We start from the raw sequence: 18,440 nt of genomic DNA, 5'->3' as shown, positions 1-18,440 counted from the left end.
ACTACAAATCGTCTTCCGGAGAAAAAAGCTCCGGAAGTATATTTTCAAATACACGATCGAAATTTTTGAACGATTGGAGTATTTCTTGAATCAAAATATCTCCGTTCAAAATATCTTCGAAACGATCCGGGTTTTTCTCTTTTACATCTGCGTGAAACGACGAATCTTTCATTTTGTTACCGAGTTTTCCGTAAGAACCATGGAATTAGAGGAAAAAAAAATCCCGAATACGACGAATCGAAAATATTTTTCCCAAGTTGGATACGAATATATTAGAGTTGTTGAAAAATTAATTCTCCATTTGTTTCTATTTCATTGAAATGGACGATTAAAGCAGTTTTGTGAATCGCGACCGTTGAATTTTTCAACAACTCTATTCTTAAGAGCCGGTCTCAAAACTTTGATAGAACTTGAGATAAGCTGGAATTGAGAAACAATCTACCAGTTTTGAGACCGGCTCTAAATCGATTTCCACAGTTTTTTCCGTAGGAAAATACGGAATAGACGATTTGATTTCAATCGACTTTATCGTTTTATAAAACTTCGGCTTACGAACTGCCGCCGAAGTTGCCCATACGCGTTCGATTCGGAGAACGACTTATATCAGTATTTTATAAATTTCTAAAATATCCGGCTTTCCGCAAAGACCGTTCAATAATCCCACTTATAACACATTCCATCCTCCCTATAACACCTGTCTTTGGAGTTTAACCCCAAACATTCATTTTTTCCTTGAAAGTCCTCCAATCCAGTGAAACCGCTTCTAAGAGCCCTTGCAGAACTTGTCTGAACCGAGGCTACACGTTGGCAGGCCGGCCCATTTTGATTGAGAGGCAAACAGGCGGCGGCATCTTTTCCGATCGCACAAAATAAACTCCTTCCGTTGGAATAAACGATTTTTACCCGCTTTTCGTCCAAAACATTTCCATAATCATCAAAGTCGGGCGTAGAAAAAACGGAACTAAATCCGGTTTTAGATTTGGAATTTTTTGAAACACAGGAAAGCCTCATCGTTTTACCTTCGCTTCTAACTTCCGTAGCACAAAGAGAGTTGCCGTCTTTGCTCATAAGACCTTTCGCTTCCGTAAGCCGAGTCGCGTAATTGAATTCGGGGGTCGATTTGTACTGTTTAGCGCTCGTAAAGCTATAACACATAACGGAACTATTGAGCTGATTTTTAGGAACGGAACAAAAATCGTTTATCCGAGGATTCATAATCCTAGCGCTAGTCATTACCTCGTTGTTCGTATCTCCCGATAGATCTTTGATCGGCACACGTTCGGAAAACTGCCGACTCTTCAAGGACCACCAGCAATTCAAATCGAATTTATCATATTGCTGATTTTTAATATTACACCAATCCGGTACGCCGTCTTGATTGGAATCGGTGAAAATACCGAATTCCTCGGCCAAAGTGGAATAATAATTCCTATCGTTTGTAGTGCCGGATTCTCCAAGAGTAAAAGTAACGGAACTTCCGCTCCGATTTTGAACCAACTGCCTACAGGAGATCTCATACCAATCTACGGTTATAATTCGGCAAAAATAAGACCTCCCGGTAATTCCTTTTACAATCATACGTTTATTAACCGCTCCACCGGAGGCCCAACCGCCGTCCACGGAACCAAAATTAACCTCGGTCGGAAAACTTCCGTTGCCGTCGCCTAGATTACATTTTAGTAATGGATTCCCGTTCGACACCGCCGTCAGACGACAAAAATCATCCTTCTGATCGTTATTAACATCCCCGAACATATACGAGTCATCGTAACCCGTATCACCGATTGCGGTTTCTTTGATGGAACCGAGTTTTCCATTGTTCAGTACGGATCTACATTCGATTTTATTTTTCGCCGTAACATAACAAAGACCGGCCAGATAGTTCGATAAACTTACAAAAGTTCCCTTACTGGACGCTACTTGGGAGATGGGAGTTTTAAAAAGCGGAAGAATCGGTATCCTACTCTTCTTGGCGCTCAGATCGAAAATTTTCTGCGCCGTATCCGACATCCCCTGCTTTAAATAACATCTTACGGAGCTTCGTAAAGGGTTATCACATCCTGCGACGTTTGAAAAAAACAGATTTCCCCATCTGGGATCACCTTGAGGAAACCCGGCCAGTTCCGGAAATCCGGGCGAAGAGGTAGCATTCCCGTATCTCCCTCTATCAAACATAGGATTGTGTTCCAATGCGCCTTGAATCCCGAAGCTGACAGGATACCAACCGTAAACTTGACCCCAAGTGATTCGGAACAATGCGGCGACGTCGCCTCTCGCATCGGGAGGAGTGTAAGGACCCAGAGAACCTTGTACATCGAAAATATTACTCCCACCGGCAATTAGATAAATGTAATAATCATGAGGAATATTCGAATTCCCGAATATGTGAGCGTCTCTCAAAGTTCGAGTGGCGCTAATATAAGCCGAGCGTCCGGAATGGGCTCCGGGAGAAACGTGATTGAATAGGGAACGATCGGAATTACCCGGATTTGCCGACATACCGGCCGACCAAAATCCATCCGAACCCCTAAGCTGTTCCGGGTCCATTATCTCGGCCCGATAAAATAACTCGGCGGGAGGGTTGACATGACTTTCGAATCCCGCGACCATATCGACCGGATTTTCAATGACTCTTTCGCGACGCGCGTGAAGATCCATTGCGGTTCCGGATAAAAAAAGACAGATTAGAATCATTGAGAAACTTTTCATAATTTTCACCTTTTGTAATCCATTTCACTTCTCCATAAAAAGGGAGATTCAGAAATACTAATGGAACAAATCAAAAACCGCTTATATTCAACGTATAAACGGTCTTTTTTTAAAAAGAACACGGTAAACCCGATTTTTCTTTCCATTCGAGAAGATAAATTTTTTCGTCTTAAATCGGTTTCCAAAAACGAAACGAAAAAAAAGCATGGGAGCAAATGATTCAATTTCAGCCCAATCTGAAATCCCTCAAAAGTTACGAAGCCGGAAAACCGATCGAACTCGTGGTTCGAGAATTCGGAATCGATCCGGATCAAGTGATCAAACTCGGCTCGAACGAAAATCCGTTCGGTTGCGCGCAAACGGTTATCGAAGCGGTTCGCAAGGCCGCGACAAAAATGTCCTATTATCCGGACGATTCCTATCTGGAATTAAAAACCGCGCTCGCATCCAAGTTCGACTTAACTCCGGACCGAATCATTCCGGGCAACGGAAGCGATCAGGTATTGGACTTTGCGTGTAGATGTGTGTTGAGTCCGGGGGATTCGATACTCATCAATCGAATCACGTTCGCGATGTATAAGATCTACGCGCTCCAGTGCGGCGCAAAGGTTCATACCACCGAGACCGTACCACACGATCTAAACGCGTTTTTGGATCTCTCAAAATCAATCCGACCTAAAATCGTATTCCTCTGCACTCCGTCCAATCCTGCGGGGGACGCGCTTACCAAATCGGACGTTTACGAATTTTTAAAACAAATTTCTCCGGATACGTTAGTCGTCATTGATGCGGCTTATATGGAATTTGCGAACAAAAAGGATCCGAGTAAGTTCATACCCGCAAAGGAAGTCACCGATCTGTTCCCGAACGTATTTTATACGGGAACTTTTTCGAAAGCCTACGGACTCGGAGGAATGCGGATCGGATACGGAATCGGAAACAAGGAATTGATCTCCAATATTTATAAGATGCGCCCACCGTTCAGCGTCGCCAATCTTTCGGCGCTCGCCGCGACGGAGGCGCTCAAAAACGAAACTCATGTAAAATCGTATCTGGAAAACAATCTAAAGGAGATGAAACGATACGAAAAATTCGCCGCCGAACAAAACGTCGAGTTTATCGAATCCTACGCGAACTTCATTACGTTATTTGCAAGTAAACGCGGAAAGTCCTCCGCGGAAATTTCCCGATCCCTTTTAAAACAGGGAATCATTTTGAGGGACTTGAAAAGTTACGACTTAAACGCGATCCGAATCACGATCGGAAGGCCCGAACAAAACGATCGGGTATTGGCCGCATTGGAACGGGAATTCGATTGAAACAATTTTGGCCGCGCCCCTCGACCGATACGTTCGACAAAACGTCTCCGAAATTCACGGGTCGGGCTCTCGTCTCCGGTCAATAAATTGAAAAACATAAGGAAATCGGAATGTTTTATCGAGGAGCAATTTATTGACCACGCCTCGATCCCTCGCGGATCGTAAAAAAGATTTCAGTTTTTTCCGAAAAAGCACGAAACGTTAATTAAAGTCCTAAGATCCGATATGTTCCATTCCGAATACAAAAAAAACGAAACACAGATGCAAACCCCGATCGCGCATCGCCGGAATTCGGACGCAAATCGAAATCAAATCGAAAACGAAACCACAACCGACTGGAAACCTTTCCCATCCAAAACGAAACAAGTGAAAGTCCGTCCGGAACTCTACGACAAATAATCAGCCGCCTTTTTTCCAAATCTTATCCAAGTATTCCTTGAGTTTCAACTCCGCACCGTTTCCGGTGGGAAAATAAAAACGAGGCGGGTTCTCCGCAAATTCGTCGGGGAAATAATTTTGTTCCTTAAATCCCCCGAAATCGTGGGGATATATATAACCCTGGGAAGCTCCTTCCTTTTTATGAAGAAACGTAGGAGCGTTTCGGAGCCGATTCGGAATTTTAATCCCCGTTCCTTTTTCCCTAACGAAAGAAAGAGCGGCTCCGAGTCCCTTATAACTCGCGTTCGATTTCGGACAAGAAGCAAGGAACGTAGTCACGTGCGCGAGGATCAATCTTCCTTCCGGCATTCCGATCGCCTCTAACGCGTGTAAGCCGGAAACCGCGAGAGGTAAACCGTTGACGGAAGCGTTTCCTACGTCTTCGCTCGCGAGAATGATCAGTCTTCGCATAACAAAAAGAGGATCTTCTCCGCCTTCGAGCAAAACCGCGAGGTAATAAAGCGCGGCGTCCGGATCGCTTCCCCGCACCGATTTGATAAAGGCGGAAATCACGTCGTAATGGCCTTCTCCACTTTTATCGTATTCGATCACACGACTTTCCAAATATTCCTCGACGTCGGATTTGGAAATCGTATGACCCTCGGGAAAACTGAAACCGAGCCCCTCCAAGTTCGAAAGTAGTTTTCTTCCGTCCCCTCCGGAAAATCGGATCAAAATTTCCTTTGCGTCTTGGTTTAGATGAATTGAATATTCTATATTTTGAATGCCTCTTTCGAGAAGGGAAGCCTGTTCTTCCGGACTCAAAGGTTCTATCTTTAAAATCTGACACCTGGATAAGAGCGGTCTTGTGATTCTAAACGCCGGATTTTCGGTCGTGGCTCCGATCAAAACCAAATGCCCGGTTTCCACCCCTTTTAAGAGACTGTCCTGTTGAGAGGCGCTGAAACGATGGATCTCGTCCAAAAAGAGCAAAATCGTTCCTTCCCTTTCCGCTCTTTCGAGCAACTTTTTGATTTCAGCGACTCCGGTGGAAACCGCGTTGTATTCCACAAAAGGAAGATTCCATTTTCTGCAAAGGATTCCGGCTAACGTGGATTTTCCGGTTCCCGGAGGTCCGTAGAGAAGGATCGAAACGGGGGAACGATAATTGACGAGTTGTTTGGTCGCCCTCGATTGACCGATCACTTCTTCGAAACTGGAAGGACGGATTTTATGCGCCAGAGGAGGAATCGGTTTTTTTGTAAAAAGATCGCTCAACTAAAGTTCCAACTCGTTTTTGATTTTCCTGAGACAGGTGCGAATGGTCGAGTTACAGACGTCGCAGGCGCTATGACAACAAACCAAGGATTGTTCTCGGATATTTCCTTGAAGAACATTTTCGATCAAAGCCTGAATCCGAATCGGAAGATCGAATAGATCCAGATTCTCTCGAATGACTTCCTCTCTCGTTTTCGGAAATAAATTCGGTTGATTGTTTTCCAAGAGACTACCTTTAGATGCAGAGTATTCTTTTTCTTTCTTTCCGAAAACTCAAATTTTTCATCGATAAATATATCATAAAAACGTTTTTTACATTCCACCGCCGACCCAACCGAATTGAATCAAATAATAGAATATTATAAAACGTGGAATTCTAAAAAGACAACCTTGAAAAAAAAGAGGATATCTCATTTTCATCGTCCCCGCCGCGAGTGAAACCCAGGAATAAGGAAGCGGAGTTAAGGCAGCCAAAACGACCGCCCAAAATCCGTAACGATGCAGATAGTGTTCGAGTTTTTGTTCGTGTTTTTTCACAAAACTCGCGACACCTTCGATCTTAGGCAAAAGGACTCTTCCCGTTAAATAGGAAATCGTTCCACCGATCAAACTTCCGATCGATGCGGATGTAATGACAAGAATCGAATTGAGTTTTCCGGCGACCGCGATCATCAAGAACACGTCGTTGGGTATAAATACGTGCAGCGAATCCGCGAGCATAATCCCGATCCCCACTCCGAAAACTCCGGTGATCTCTATGAACTTTTGGGATACCGCAAGCACCGGTTCGGGAAACACTCGCGCAAGAAACACAACTCCCAAAACTAGAATTACGATTCCGACTAACGTCTGACGGAAAAGTTTTCTTACAACTCGATCCGGTTCTTTGCCGGAAACTTCTTCATTTTCTGTGGAACATTCTTTCAAGGTCATCTCTGCTCAACTTTACTAAGGTAGGTCTTCCGTGCGGACAACGGGAAGGATTTTCGCAATAACTCAGTCTGTTTAATATTTCGGCCAAAATCGGATCGGAAAGTTGATCTCCTTTTTTGATCGCGGATCGACAAGCCACACATTTTGCCATAAGATCGTATAATTCCGGTTCGCTGGATTTTGTACCCTCGGTTCGGTTTAAAAAATCCAGAATGATTTCTTTTTCTTCACCCGGTTCCATATATGCGGGAATTTCCCGGAGGACCACGCTGTCCTCTCCTAAAGGATCTAGGAATATTCCAACTTCCTCATATTCTTTTCTTCGGTTTAAAACGTCTTCCTGTTCCTGTTTGGACAAGTCGATTCGAATCGGAGTTAAAAGGGGTTGAATTCCGTAATTCTTTTTCTCGAGTTTTCTTAACACTTCTTCGTATCGAATTCTTTCGTGAGCGGTATGTTGATCGATGATATAAAAACCGTCTTCGGCCTCCGCAAGAATGAAAGTCTCAAACAAAACTCCGAAATGTTTTTTAGGAACAAAAGAAGAATGTTTGACTCTTTCGTCCGTCAAAGCGGACAAAGAAGCTCCCGGTCCCATCCGATCCAAATCGAATCCTTCCTGTCTGGGAACGTTCGCGAACAGATCTCTGCTGAGGAGCGGACTTTGTCCCGCATGCGAAGAAGAATGAGCCTGATAGAGAGAACCGGTTTTAAAGGTATCCGGCGTCGGTCTCAAAAGACGTTTTTTCAATTCTAAAAAACCGACGGGTGTGCTGGATCTGAGTTCTTTTTGAATGAGCGCAAGAAAAAATCCGTTGAATCCTTCTTCGTCCAAAAAGCGGATTTCTTTTTTAGCGGGATGAACGTTTACGTCGACTCTCGAAGGATCGATCTCAAAAAATAAAAAACAGTAGGGATGACCGTTCGGAGGAAGGAGTTCATCATAAGCTTTTTTTAATAGAACGGAACCGTACTTGATTTCGATCGGCCTTCCGTTGATAAAAATAAACTGCCCGGTTCGATTGGATTTGTAAAAGTCGGGATCGCTGATATAACCGTTCGCTTGGATCCCTCCGCGTTCCAGACTTACTTCCAAAAGATGATCCCGGAAATTTTCCCCGAATAAATCAATGATTCGATCTTTTTTATTTTCGCGGGAAGGAAGAACAAAAACCTCTTTTCCGTCTTGAAAAAGCCGAAAACGAACGTCTTCTTTTGCGAGCGCTTGTGTCGTGACTCGATCCCTGATTTTTTTGTCTTCGGAACGGATCGATTTTAAAAATTTTCTGCGGACGGGTGTGTTGAAAAACAATTCCTCCACAAGAATTTTAGTTCCGGTAAATCCGGGAATCTCTTCCCTTTCGGAAATGTTTCCTCCGATGGAACGAATTTTCCACGCGGTTTTTTGATCCTTGATTCCGCTTTCCAACGTTAGGCGGGACACCGAAGCGATGGAGGCGAGCGCTTCTCCTCTAAATCCGTAACTGAGCACGGTTTCCAAATCGGCGTAGTCTCGAATCTTACTCGTCGCGTGTCTTTTGAGTGCGGGTTCTATGTCTTCGGGTTCGATTCCGGAACCGTTGTCCGTAATTCTTAAAAGAGAAAGGCCGCCGTCTTTGGACTCGACGTCCACTTGCGTTGCGCCCGCATCCATCGAATTTTCCATCAGCTCTTTCAGTACGGAATGCGCGGATTCGATAACTTCACCCGCAGCGATTTGATTGATGAGTTCCGGACTGAGTTCCTGAATTTTTCCCATGAATGGTTCCAATGTCGGAACACTTCCCGAGTCTGTCGACCTGGAAATTTCTTTAAAAGTTCCGAGCTGATCCCTTTTAAAAAATCGATCTTTTGACTTGTTTTTACTGATCCCTATATATTAGAGTTCCATGAATTTTGAGACGAATTCCGTTTTAGAGGCAGAATTCTGAACACTGAATATATAGAGAGGATAAACGGGTGGATTTGTAAATCTTGAAAGTAACTTTATCGATTAGGCGGGATGTTTCTTTTGGACCTTATTACATTAGAGTTGTTGAAAAATAATTTTAGATCGCATTTTATTTCATTAGAACAGCGATCCCCCGCGGTTTGATACTATAGTTGTTGAAAAATTAATTCCCCATCTGTTTTTCTTTTACATTGAAATGGACGATCGAAGCAGTTTTGTGAATCGCGACGATTGAATTTTTCAACGACTCTATTGTTTATATTCCAATCGATCTTTTTTGGTTGTGTCAGGATATTGTATAAACGACGTTCTCTAAAAAAAATCCTAAGTTGATCCATCCTCGAAAAGAATCGAAAATCGATTCAACACTTTTCCCATTCTTGAATCAACATAACGTTCTTAAACGTCGAAAGAAATTCAATGTCTTATAATTACATCTTCTTCTATAATACAATCGATTCAAAATATAACATGAACTCCGACCAACCCATTGCCGAACAAAATCAGAAACTATTTTTTTACAAAGAATCGTAAATTAATTTCTGTGATATGAGAAATGTTAAACGAAGTCCGGTTTTTATTTTTGCGTATGTTTGATTTTTTGTCTTTTAAGATTCTATGAAATCCGAAGAGTCATCTTTCAGACAGATCATTTGAATTTAAACGAGGAAAAAATGTTTAAAAAAATACTCCTTACTTTGTGTGCGGGATCCGTCGCATTGACTCTTTTATCGTGTGAGGATAAAAAAGAAGACGATACCAGCCTTCTTCTCTTCCTTCTCAATTCATTGGGTTCTTCCAACGCTACGACGAACGCCGCTGCTACTTCTTGCAAAGACGCTTCTTTTTGTAGAACCTTCATCGCCACCAACAACGGCGCGGGTTACAACGGAAACTTGGGCGGGATATCGGGAGCCGATGCAAAATGTACTGCAGCCAAACCTTCCAACTTTACCGGAACCTACAAAGCTTTGATTGTGGACGGTCCGACCGGAAGACAAATTGTTTCTGCAGTCGACGGATCCGTGGACAAAAAGGATTGGGTTTTATATCCGAGCAAACAATACCGCAGAAGCGACGGAACTACGATCACATTTACGACGAACGCAAACTCTATGGTAACTGCGGACCTTGCAAACGGAATCGACAGCGGTGCTAAAAAACACTTTTGGAACGGTTTAGCCGGTACAGTCGGAACGTTTCTTTGGGAACCTTTATCGAATTGTAACAATTGGAGTTCTGCGGATGGTAACATTACGGGACAAGCGGGAAATACAACGGAACTTCAAGCGGATAAAACTCCGGAAGGCGCATTTACAGTCGATAACTGGACTTGCGATCAAAATCTAAATCTACTCTGCGTAGAACAGTAAGTTTCTCAAAAAACATCGCTCTAAAGATTGAGAGCGATGTTTTTCTATTCACATCCAACAAAAATGGCGGCCTTCTGTGCTTTTAAAAACGTGAGAGTTCCCACGCTTCGAGGGACTAGGGATTAGTGGCGAGGGGTTAGGAGCCAAGGGTTAGGATTTTACAAGAATTTTTCCAAAGAATCTTTTTCATAACGTCGAATTCAGGTTCGGTTATTTTTTTAACGTGAACTAGGTATAACCAAGGCGAAAGCGATTATTATTTGCGGCCAATCGAACGACCAATCGAACGACCAATCGGGAGTGAGATTGAGTTTAGGGTGATGTAAGAGTTAGAATGCCTCGCTCGACAGGAGCAACACTTTAGTTCAAGCGCGGTCCAGCCCAAAAACCCGAGCGAGCGCCGCTCTCTCCTATGTTCCTTGTGTCAAGCCCCTCCGCTATTTTTTTTACATAAGACCATATTGAGCTAATTTCCGATTCAGAACATTTTCGGGCATAGAGTCGAAGAGTTGCCCTGTTCGAATCATAGAAAAAAGAACTTCGATCATTTTACGTGAAGTAGCAATGATCGATTTCTTTGCTCCTTTTACACCTAGTATATAACCTTCCGTAGAACTCTTTAATCTTACCGCCATGCTGACAACGGACCAGGCTCCAAGCTGCTTGAACAATCACTCTTCGGATCGAATGACAACCGCGGGAAACAATTCTACCGTATCGAACCGTATCTCCTGAGATGTCAACTCTGGGAACTAAACCAGCGTAGTAGGCGGCTTGTTTACCGGAAGAGAATCTTTTGCAGTCCCCCATGTAACTCATAATCGCCAGAGACGTAATCATCCCGATACCAGGCATGGACATGATCGTTTGAACGTAGACCTGATTGATTTTCAGAGCGCCTTTAATATCTTCTTCAATGAGTTTTAGATTTAGTTCGACTAAATCTAAAACTTTTAAGATTCGTTCCGCTTCCTTATGATATCGATCCGGAAGTAAAGTTACAGAAGTTTCTCTGGATGCTTTTGTCCGTAAATGTTTTTTGGTGATCTCAGTCAGACCGGCTTGAGTGAATAAACTGTGAAGCCGATTCTTTCCTTGCGTTAGTTGTCTTGTCCAATTCTCATGCTCGGTACACAATCGACGATTGTCTTCCTCTTCGTCCGTGGGAATTGGAACAACCGGTAATTCTTACCTAGTATAACGTTGAATGAGTTTAGCTATCTTAAGAGAATCTTCTTTATCAGTCTTTTTCAAAGATTGATAAATTGTTGCTAAGTCTCCGGGATTCAAAACAATTACTTGAACTCCTTTGTTTAGTATTGATTTTGCAATTCTAAAAGATTGAGATCCTGCTTCCAGGCCTACGATATCGTTCGACGTTAACCATTTTAATAAATTGTTAATTCCGCTTTCCGTTGTGCTGAATTGTCGACGTTCGAGCGAGTTCTCCGAATTGATTCGAACTACCTCTAAACTTTTTTTACCACAATCAATTCCTACATACTTGACTTCTTGACTGTTCATTTCTTTTCTCCTAAAATGACAGAGGCGGAAGGTCTTAACAAAGCCGGGTGATATCACCAGCACTCCTATTCGCGGTCGACTTTGTTTAAGCCGCCACACTTTGGTTTGCGGTGGCCGATTTAGATTCATCTATGGGTCGGGGTCTAAACCCCAAGGGAGCGATCAATCTGCCACCGGCCTTCTTGACTCCGTCGAATCAAGAATATCACACTTCGAACTGCCTTACGTCCAAGAATCATACTAATCTATGGATCGCAGCGCCGGGGCTGGATTCGCCCAAAATTTCAACCGTCGAACTCACGTTAAAATATTTGTCTTTCCAGGTTTCGAAGAACATAAAAGAAACTCTTACAAAATGGAACCTCCCTAATCATTAATCCCTAAAACGCGTAGTTCCGACCCAAAATTCTGTCTCTTAAAAACTTCCAAAAACGTTTTAAAGGATTGACTTTTAGTGCGCTGCAAAAAAATTAAACAATGATCATTGTGCGACGCACAATTTCGAACTAACGGAGGTCTCCGGTGAATTTTCGCAAGATGACACGATTTCGTTTTCGGTATTTACTTTGTTTACTTTTCCCTCTGGGCTTCCAGTTGTTTCTCGCACCGGTTGCGGGAGCTCTCAATCGAAAGGAAATCCTCCTGAACGAAGAAACCATTGAACTCAAAACCATTCAGACCTACATCGCGGAGGTCCGACCGACTCTTTCCTCGGAATCCGTGCAAAAAATCTCCCAAGTCATACTGCAAGAGTCGAGAAGACTGGAAATAGAATCCTGCACCTTTCGTTGTTCCGACATAGACAAGGTCAGCCTACTGATGGGGCTGATTCACCTCGAATCCAAATTCAAGGCGACGGCCCGGTCCCCGAAAAACGCTCGCGGATTTATGCAAATCATGCCCGCAACCGCAAGTTGGATTTCCCAAAAAGAAGGTTGGAAAATCAAACCCGACGACCTTCACAAGCCCGAAGTGAATATCCACCTCGGAGTTTCTTATCTGAACTATCTATTGGATCTAAGAAAGGGAGATACGGTTAAGGCCATTCTCTCCTACAACGCCGGTCCCGGTGCGGTCGATCGATGGGGAGGAGTTCCCGAATACAATGAAATCATTCTTTCCAACCAAACCCGTTATCTGAAATTGAGGGAACAAATCTCCGATTCGATTCCATAAATTCCGAAATTCGATCCGATACAAAACGGGGACTCGTATAACTTCAGCAAATAGAATACGAACGACATCCAAAGAAGTATCTTAACTAACGTGAGTTCGACGGTTGAAATCTTGGGCGAATCGGAAACTCGAGTGCAACACTCTCTAAGAACCGCCGTAAACTCAACCTCGCTCTCTATGGATCGCTCGGTAATGCTATGGCTATCTCGCTTCTAGGGTCGCTCTGGTAAACTAAAGCGCAAAGCTTTCCTGAACTCAATCTCACTCCCTGCCGAATGATCCCTAAAGAATGAGGCACCTATTTCAATAAATCGCGCTCAGAAGTAAGTGCAACGCTCTCTATGGATCGCTCGGTAATGCTATGGCTATCTCGCTTCTAGGGTCGCTCTGGTAAACTAAAGCGCAAAGCTTTCCTGAACTCAATCTCACTCCCTGCCGAATGATCCCTAAAGAATGAGGCACCTATTTCAATAAATCGCGCTCAGAAGTAAGTGCAACGCTCTCTATGGATCGCGTTGCAGGTCGCTCATCTTAGCTACGCTAAGAACCGCCGTAAACTCAACCTCGCTCTCTATGGATCGCTCGGTAATGCTATGGCTATCTCGCTTCTAGGGTCGCTCATCTTAGCTACGCTAAGAACCGCCGCTTCGCTATGGCTATCTCGCTTCTAGGGTCGCTCGATAGGAACCCAATCTGATTTATTGAAATATTTATCTTCCATCTCTCTAAGGACTCCGGATCGTTCCAGTTCCTCCAGAAAGAATTCAAAATTTCTAATAAACGCCGGATCTCCTTGAGGAAAGGCCGCGCTGATGTCCTCTCTTTGTACGGGTTCGAGAAGAGGCCGAAAATTGGAAGCGATCGATTTGTCCTTGAGAAGAAGCCCCTTGATAAAAAAAGAATCCGCAACTAAACAATTTGCGGTTCCGTTCTTAACCGCTTCCCAGGCGGAAGGAGTATCACCGTAAGTGAAAATCCGGTCGTTCTTGAATTTTTTCAAAAGATACTCGTGACGATTGGAAAAGGACCTGACTGCAAACGTAACTCCGCTCACATCCGCTAAATCAAGAATGCTCCTAAAACTCTGAGTCGTGATGATGTTCCCTTCCGGAGGCGGAGGCAAAGCGGATTTACGAATCAAAGCGGCGGGAGTTGCGATCAGATAAGCCGCGCTGAACCTTACTTTTTTGGATCTTTCGAGATTGCTCGAGATTCCGGATAACGCGATGTCCGCCTCTTTTTTTTTGATCGCGTCCGCAAATTCGTTGAATTCGGGATAAGGAACGAATTTATATTTTACGCCTAAAAAGTCCGCATACGCTTTTCCCAATTCGTAATCAAAACCCGGATAACCTTCTTTTGCGTTTACGATGTAAAAAGGTTCATACGCGGAATCACCGGTGACTTTCAGTTCTCCCTTTTCCAAAATTTCCTTGAGCCTGGACGAATTATAAAATTTGAATGTTTTTTCCTCCGCTTCCAAAGAAAAATAACACACTCCGTTGCTTTGGCAAAGGATCCAAAATAGAACAAACAAAAAATATTTTTTTGGGATACTCGTTTTAAAAAGGATCTTAAAACGATTTATAATATATCCAAACGAGGTTTTGAGACGGGAGAATGGAAAGCGGCTCTGCCTTGTTCCGACAAAACATCTCCGTAAAAAACGCGCTTCCTTCATTGTATTACTCATAACTATACAATAAAGTACCAATTATTTTGTATTGAAACAGTATTTTGCGATAAAAATTCACGGTACTCAATTTTATAAAGATCAATAAATTCAGAATAGACAATCATTTTGTTAACCGCAGCACTTTTTACCCGCAAAATCATGATCTTTGAAACGGGTTATCAATCTTCTTTCAACTCCGAAAGATTTTTATAATATTCTAAACTTTCCGGATTACTCAAGGCTTCCTTGTTCGTTACGGGTTCGCCTTGAACGGTTCTTTTGACCGCGATCTCCACTTTTTTCATATTGATCGTGTAGGGAATATCGGCGACCGAGAGAATTTTAGAGGGAACGTGTCTCGGAGAAACCTTATCTTTGATTTCTTTTTTCAGAGTTAACATGAGAGAATCGTCCAAATTTTTTCCGGGAGCCATCTTTAAAAACAAAACAATCCTTACGTCTTCCTTCCAATCTTGACCTATAACGACTGAATCGGCGATTTCAGGAAAGGTTTCGATCAAACTGTACAAATCCGCAGTTCCGATTCTCACGCCGCCCGGATTGAGAGTCGCGTCCGATCTTCCGTAAACGACAAGACCGCCGTTCTTCTTTAACTCCGCAAAGTCGCCGTGACACCAAACTCCCGGAAAGGATTCGAAATAAGCGGACTTGTATTTTTTTCCTTCCGGGTCTTTCCAGAAATAAAGAGGCATGGAAGGAAACGGTTGTTTGCAAACGAGTTCACCCTTTTCTTCTAACACGGATTTTCCGGAATCATTCCAAATCTCCACGTCCATACCAAGACCTCTACACTGAATTTCTCCTTCGTGAACGGGAAGAATGGGATTACCCAAAGCGAAACAACCGTTGAGGTCGGTTCCTCCGGAAATCGAAGAAAGCTGAAGATCTTTTTTCCAATTTTGATAAACGTAACGAAAACCCGACGCGGTCAAAGGAGAACCCGTAGACAACACGGTCCTCACCTTAGAAAGATCCAAACCACTCGGTTGAAAGTCCGACTTTTCCAGAGTGAGAATGTATTTCGCTCCCACTCCGAAGACGTTGATTTTTTCTTCGGAAACGATCCGAAATAAAATCTCCGGACCGGGATGAAACGGATTTCCGTCGAATAAAACGACGGTGGCCCCGACGGATAAGGAACTTACGAGCCAGTTCCACATCATCCAACCGCAGGTCGTATAATAAAAAATTCTTTCACCGGGTTTGAGATCGCAGTGAAGAACCAGTTCCTTCCAGTGATTGATAAATACTCCGACTCCCTGCACCATACATTTCGGAAGTCCGGTCGTTCCGGAAGAATACATGATATACACCGGATGATCGAAATCGGTTTGATAAAATTCCGGCTCGGCTCCCACATTCTCCCGAAGAATAGATTCAAAAAAATGAATATTCTTTTTCGGATATTCTTTCGGAAGAACCGTGTTCGTCCCGTTTTTAAAATGAAGAATTCCTTTTTTGTAATCCGATACGATCACCGCTTCGATCGAAGGAATGGATGCGAGGATTTGAGTCAGATTTTCCGCAAGAGAGAGATCCTTACCTTTGAACGCGTATCGATCCGTGGTAAACAAAACCTTGGGTGTAATCTGACCGAAACGATCCAACACACCTTTGGCGCCAAAGTCCGGAGAACAGGAACTCCAAATCGCTCCGATGGAAGTTGTGGCGAGCATCGCGATCACGGTTTCGGGAACGTTAGGCATAAGCCCCGCGACTCGATCTCCCGGCGCTACGCCTCTTTTTTTCAGATCCTTTGCGACGGCTCCGACGGCCAAACGCAATTCCGCATAACTGATTTCCCTTCTCGAACCGTCTTCTCCTCTATAAATCAGAGCCGGAAAGGAATCGTTTCTTCGCAAAAGATTTTCCGCAAAATTGAGTTTGGCTCCCGGAAAAAATCGAGAATCCGTAAAATTCAGTCCGGTTCGATAGGCGGTTTCGTATTTTTCGGAATGAACGACTTCGGAAAATTCCCAGACGCTTTCCCAAAAAACTCCGACATCCTTTACGGACCAGGCTCTGAGTTCCTCGAACGAAGAAAAAGAAAGACCGTTTTTTTCTTTGAGAAATTTTTGATATCGGTTTAAATTGGAAGATTCGATTCGATCGGAGGAAGGCGCCCATAACTCTTGATACATGTAAAACTCGATTCCGTTTTTTCGCTCTCTATTACATTTTTTTCGAAAGGTCGGGTCAACATGAATTTTGATTGAGGAACGGAACGCTCCGTATAGGTTTAGAAAAAATAAATCCGAGAAACTCCATTGAACTCATTCGAACATATCCATTTCCCAGAAATCGTTCTCATTACGTCCGGAATTCTTTATACCCTCCACGGTTTGATTCACCAATTGATCGTAGGCGCCGCCGTCGGTTTTTTTCAATTTCCCGAAGAAAGACAATCTCGTTTGATCCTAATGATGTGGATCACGACCGGAGCTTTTATGAGTTTCTTGGGATTTCTTCCCGCGATTCTGATTTTATTCTACGGTCCCCAACCTCCGGTCGTGGCGGTTTTAATTGCGGAAACGCTCGCGGTCGGATTTTTATCGCTTCATATTCTTCTGTCGGGTTATCGAACTCATACACAACCCGTGAAAATCGGATTTTTTTTCAGCCTCTGTTTTACGATCGTTTTGATTTCTTATCTTTTGAATCTTTGGGTTTTCCCTTTTCGATAGCCGCTTTTTAACGGCATCAAAAAAAGATTCAAAAGTCTATAAACCGCCGAAGAAACAAATTCTGCGAGAACTATACCTAAAAACTTGCCGGACAGTTTTTGAGGTATAGGACAAACTCTAAGATTTTTTTCTAAATTTGAGAAACATTCTGTTTCCGTAATATACTAAAACTCCTCCCAAAATCAGAAACGGCAGCCACCAAAGTAAATAATAAGTGAGTTGTAGGAATGTGTTGAAGATTCCGACAAAAGCGTTTTTGTAATTAGGAATTTGCACCTGATCCGGCGGCGTGGGAATCCCGAAACCGACTGAAATCGTAGCCCAAGCGACCCGGTCCTGGATCTTCCAGGTTTCTTGTTCCGAGAGATCCAATTGGTCCTCGCTAACGGAAATCGATTCTTCGATCGCTTCCCAGTTTTTGGAACCGGCTCCGATTTGATTGTTCGCGTTGTTTCTTCGATTCAATCTGACTTTTTCGCGAGTCGTTTTTCGTTTTTGCCAAACCATTCCCTCCGTATGATCGACCGTGGAAATCTCTTCGGAAAGAAGAGTTCCTAGTTTATCAAGTTCTAATAAAGCATCGTAGAGTTTTGCGGAACGAACGTGAATTTTAGCGCTCATAAAAGGAGAGGTCGTATTGGCCGCGGAACTGCTTTCGAGATAACCGTATTTAGCGATAAAATCCAAAAGATCCTTTCTCGTTTTGATCAGATCGTTGCATTCGTACGAAAGTTGAACGTTGTATTCGAGTAATCTTTCCGTGCCGACCGCGACCGGAGCAAAAACTTTTCCGAGTTGGTTTTCGGTCCTATATTGACCTTCCGAATCGTCGAAATCCGCTTTCTCTTTTTCGGGTTCCGAAACCGGAGAATTTTTCAGTTTGTCCTCCGACCTTGTCGACAGTTCGGTCGACGATCCGGAAGCGCTCTTTTTGGGTTCTTCGTGTTGTCCGCAATTCGATGCGAATAACAACGAAAAGACGAGAATATGGGGAATTATCTTTTTCAACGCAAATCCTCCGATTCAAAAAACTTCTTAAAATAGAAACAATTGAATTATCCCTGCGGTTTTGATACGTTATTTGCCATTTACAATCTATTTGTCAATATCAATGGAAGACGAGTAGACGTCGGTACGATCGGTTATTTAAAAAATTTATCGGATCAAACCGACATTCCCTATCAAAATTTAATTAATCTATATCCGACTGAAGGCGCATCTAAACATAAGAAAATCGATCCGACTTGGAAATAAATTTTAGACTCGTTTAGGATGATTCAAGGAGCGACTCTGAACTTTTTCCAAGAAGAGTCCGTATTTTTTTCAAACACGATTCGATCGTGTAAACGATTCGAACGCCCCTGCCAAAATTCGATTCGATTCGGAAGAACCGAGTAACCGCCCCAGTGAGTCGGAAGA

The 18,440-nt window shown here is 43.3% G+C and carries 15 protein-coding genes and 2 pseudogenes (1 of these 17 only partly in view); 6 read left to right on the top strand and 11 right to left on the bottom strand.

Annotated features, from left to right (window positions below; genetic code table 11):
* Window position 1 precedes the first annotated feature (1 nt).
* Window positions 2-172 (bottom strand): hypothetical protein, encoded by a 171-nt coding sequence (locus LEP1GSC060_RS20205; protein ID WP_002993484.1) that lies wholly within the window; start codon window positions 170-172, stop codon window positions 2-4.
* 479 nt (window positions 173-651) lie between these two features.
* Window positions 652-2,709 carry an enterotoxin A family protein gene (locus LEP1GSC060_RS00425; protein WP_002993503.1) on the bottom strand — a complete coding sequence of 686 codons (2,058 nt, stop codon included), beginning with the start codon at window positions 2,707-2,709 and terminating at the stop codon, window positions 652-654.
* A 215-nt stretch (window positions 2,710-2,924) separates the two neighbouring features.
* Between LEP1GSC060_RS00425 and hisC the strand changes: the two genes are divergently transcribed.
* Window positions 2,925-4,028, top strand: a complete 1,104-nt coding sequence (hisC, locus tag LEP1GSC060_RS00420) for a histidinol-phosphate transaminase (RefSeq protein ID WP_002993560.1) — start codon at window positions 2,925-2,927, stop codon at window positions 4,026-4,028.
* A gap of 225 nt (window positions 4,029-4,253) precedes the next feature.
* A complete protein-coding gene (locus LEP1GSC060_RS00415) occupies window positions 4,254-4,427 on the top strand; it encodes a hypothetical protein (protein WP_002993534.1) in 174 nt (57 codons plus the stop codon).
* Here LEP1GSC060_RS00415 and LEP1GSC060_RS00410 read toward each other — a convergent pair whose 3' ends face one another.
* The 4 genes from LEP1GSC060_RS00410 to mutL all read right to left on the bottom strand — a co-directional run bounded on the left by LEP1GSC060_RS00410 (window position 4,428) and on the right by mutL (window position 8,376).
* Window positions 4,428-5,684 carry a replication-associated recombination protein A gene (locus LEP1GSC060_RS00410; protein ID WP_002993507.1) on the bottom strand — a complete coding sequence of 419 codons (1,257 nt, stop codon included), beginning with the start codon at window positions 5,682-5,684 and terminating at the stop codon, window positions 4,428-4,430.
* A complete protein-coding gene (locus LEP1GSC060_RS00405) occupies window positions 5,685-5,909 on the bottom strand; it encodes a hypothetical protein (protein WP_002993523.1) in 225 nt (74 codons plus the stop codon).
* Window positions 5,910-5,996: 87 nt separating this feature from the next.
* Entirely contained in the window at window positions 5,997-6,617 is a 621-nt protein-coding gene (locus LEP1GSC060_RS00400) for a YqaA family protein (protein WP_002993528.1), read from the bottom strand.
* Window positions 6,586-8,376: a DNA mismatch repair endonuclease MutL gene (gene mutL / locus LEP1GSC060_RS00395; protein ID WP_002993554.1), complete on the bottom strand. Its 1,791-nt coding sequence runs from the start codon at window positions 8,374-8,376 to the stop codon at window positions 6,586-6,588. The genes LEP1GSC060_RS00400 and mutL overlap by 32 nt, the downstream gene beginning before the upstream one ends.
* Before the next feature lie 866 nt (window positions 8,377-9,242).
* Between mutL and len the strand changes: the two genes are divergently transcribed.
* Window positions 9,243-9,941, top strand: coding sequence for an endostatin-like outer membrane protein, LenA/LenB family (len, locus tag LEP1GSC060_RS00390; protein ID WP_080634481.1), 699 nt, complete (start codon window positions 9,243-9,245; stop codon window positions 9,939-9,941).
* A gap of 446 nt (window positions 9,942-10,387) precedes the next feature.
* Here the strand turns inward: len and LEP1GSC060_RS00385 are convergent.
* Window positions 10,388-11,465: pseudogene (locus tag LEP1GSC060_RS00385) on the bottom strand (IS110 family RNA-guided transposase).
* Between the two features lie 522 nt (window positions 11,466-11,987).
* Here LEP1GSC060_RS00385 and LEP1GSC060_RS00380 point away from each other — a divergent pair.
* On the top strand, window positions 11,988-12,641 hold the full coding sequence (locus tag LEP1GSC060_RS00380; protein ID WP_002993518.1) for a lytic transglycosylase domain-containing protein: 654 nt from the start codon (window positions 11,988-11,990) through the stop codon (window positions 12,639-12,641).
* 667 nt (window positions 12,642-13,308) lie between these two features.
* On the opposite strand, the gene LEP1GSC060_RS00375 is transcribed toward LEP1GSC060_RS00380, so the two are convergent.
* Window positions 13,309-14,232, bottom strand: a complete 924-nt coding sequence (locus tag LEP1GSC060_RS00375) for a substrate-binding periplasmic protein (protein WP_230458285.1) — start codon at window positions 14,230-14,232, stop codon at window positions 13,309-13,311.
* 263 nt (window positions 14,233-14,495) lie between these two features.
* Window positions 14,496-16,478: an acetoacetate--CoA ligase gene (locus tag LEP1GSC060_RS00370; RefSeq protein ID WP_002993535.1), complete on the bottom strand. Its 1,983-nt coding sequence runs from the start codon at window positions 16,476-16,478 to the stop codon at window positions 14,496-14,498.
* A gap of 126 nt (window positions 16,479-16,604) precedes the next feature.
* Here LEP1GSC060_RS00370 and LEP1GSC060_RS00365 point away from each other — a divergent pair, with 126 nt between their 5' ends.
* The gene (locus LEP1GSC060_RS00365; RefSeq protein ID WP_002993543.1) at window positions 16,605-17,021 is read left to right on the top strand and encodes a hypothetical protein; all 417 of its coding nucleotides are present in this window, start codon (window positions 16,605-16,607) and stop codon (window positions 17,019-17,021) included.
* 117 nt (window positions 17,022-17,138) lie between these two features.
* On the opposite strand, the gene LEP1GSC060_RS00360 is transcribed toward LEP1GSC060_RS00365, so the two are convergent.
* Window positions 17,139-18,029, bottom strand: a complete 891-nt coding sequence (locus tag LEP1GSC060_RS00360; protein ID WP_002993494.1) for a DUF4349 domain-containing protein — start codon at window positions 18,027-18,029, stop codon at window positions 17,139-17,141.
* Window positions 18,030-18,140: 111 nt separating this feature from the next.
* Here LEP1GSC060_RS00360 and LEP1GSC060_RS20200 point away from each other — a divergent pair.
* Window positions 18,141-18,275, top strand: a pseudogene (locus LEP1GSC060_RS20200) (antitoxin); the annotation flags it as partial.
* Between the two features lie 23 nt (window positions 18,276-18,298).
* Here LEP1GSC060_RS20200 and pdxH read toward each other — a convergent pair.
* Window positions 18,299-18,440 carry the end of a pyridoxamine 5'-phosphate oxidase gene (gene pdxH / locus LEP1GSC060_RS00350; RefSeq protein ID WP_002993513.1) on the bottom strand. Its footprint extends 503 nt past the window's final position, so 142 of the gene's 645 nt are visible here — the last part of the coding sequence; its start codon lies off the right edge, out of view; its stop codon occupies window positions 18,299-18,301.

The sequence above is a fragment of the Leptospira weilii serovar Ranarum str. ICFT genome, assembly GCF_000332415.1.
Taxonomy (GTDB): domain Bacteria; phylum Spirochaetota; class Leptospiria; order Leptospirales; family Leptospiraceae; genus Leptospira; species Leptospira weilii_A.
The sequence above is the reverse complement of the archived record's forward strand: the minus strand, read 5'-3'. Positions and strand labels throughout refer to the sequence as shown.